The organism is Mesorhizobium sp. M7A.F.Ca.US.005.03.2.1 (assembly GCF_003997795.1).
In the GTDB taxonomy this organism is placed as follows: Bacteria; Pseudomonadota; Alphaproteobacteria; order Rhizobiales; family Rhizobiaceae; genus Mesorhizobium; species Mesorhizobium ciceri.
This window is the reverse complement of the sequence record NZ_RZRP01001227.1, coordinates 1-1,332: the sequence shown is the minus strand read 5'-3', so window position 1 is coordinate 1,332 and position 1,332 is coordinate 1. Positions and strand designations below refer to the sequence as shown.

Annotated in this window: 2 protein-coding genes; both read right to left on the bottom strand. The window is 56.2% G+C overall.

The features are described from left to right. Positions 1 to 633: 633 nt before the first annotated feature. On the bottom strand, positions 634 to 918 hold the full coding sequence (locus tag EN991_RS36515; protein ID WP_245461180.1) for a hypothetical protein: 285 nt from the start codon (positions 916 to 918) through the stop codon (positions 634 to 636). A 225-nt stretch (positions 919 to 1,143) separates the two neighbouring features. Next, positions 1,144 to 1,332: hypothetical protein (locus tag EN991_RS36510; protein WP_127366483.1), on the bottom strand; the 189-nt coding region annotated here is incomplete at its 5' end.

Sequence of the window (1,332 nt, the reverse complement as noted above, 5' to 3'; positions counted from 1 at the left end):
GTCCTCGACAACCAACACGCAGATGCTAGGTGGCACTAGACCCTCCTGCCAAAATGATGCTGGCGGTCCACAACTCTGTTGCGCCCAGATCGATCCACAAAAACTTGCAATCCAAGCATTCAGCGCCAAGAGTCGAAGTTCGCGGCCTACTAGCGTGGACGGGCAAGGGATTTGGGCAATGTGATGCTTCGCGTCCGAACCCGCCTGACCCAGGCGGGCTTTTTATTGGCTGTCGCTATGAACGCGGTCAATTCCCTTCGACCCGAGCAAACCACGGATCTAAAAGTGAAGCCGATCGCCGGCCCCAGCACGGCATGGATTTGCGCCAAGACGGCGTAGCATGCGAGTTCGTGGTTCGGGGATGGGGACAGTCCCTTTTCTCCACTTTGCTCGCGATCGTGGTTCTCGATGGACCCTCGGGAAACGCCTCAGCGCCGTCGCCGCTTCCGTCTGGCTGATTCCAAGGCCGTTGCGCCAAGCTTTAAATTCTTCAGAAGTCAGCACATTCTCCACTCAAGAGGTGAGGGCTTCCCCCTTCGGTAAGGCCGGTTTCCAGGCTCCCTGTGACCTTTATCTGAAGTAAAGCCAAGCTTAACGGCCCGACCTTTATCCTCAGCTTCCACAGACCGAAGTCTATGGCTCGAGCAGGGCAGCGCCGTACTTGGCCCATAGCCGGTCGCAGTCAATCAACCTAAGGCTTGGTGTGCCAGATTCCCCATAGAAGACCATTGCGGCCCGGGCGTCATATCCGAGCACTGAGGCTTTTGCGACGAACTGGATTGCCTCTCCGAGGCGGGCGATGGGGAATTTGGCCTCCGTTTTGTTGTTGAGGTCGAACGCTCCAAGAATTTCCGCGTTGGCATTCCTGGACGACAGTGCCTCGGTCTCAGGCGCACTGCCCAACGCAAGCAGCATCATATTAGCCTTCACTAATATACAACTACGCACCATACGTTTTGTTCCGTAGACAATGCAGCCACGCAGACGAAAAAGATCACTCATACGCACGCAGAGTTGCCGCCAAATAGGTGACTTCGTCGACGAATTCATGACCCCAAACGTCATGCAGGCGGTGCGACAATAATTGACCGCTCGGCGCAGGGACGGGTTGCTTGAGTGATTCGCTGACCTCGGTCGGCCTGACTATTCGAGCCGGAATTCAACCAAACGCGCATCACCCTCATTGATGAGGCCGCTGTCGACTGCAGCTTCGAACGCCTTCGCAAAATACTCATCATCCGAGGCTTGGTGAACTTGGCCTGCAAGATCGATTGGCAGTGCGCCGATCACCCGACCAGTTGCCTTCTCGATAACCGTGACGGTCCGCTGCAT

Coding starts and splice junctions, on each gene's coding strand:
- EN991_RS36515 (WP_245461180.1), bottom strand. CDS start 918: ATGATGCTGCTTGCGTTGGGCAGTGCGCCTGAGACCGAGGCACTGTCG.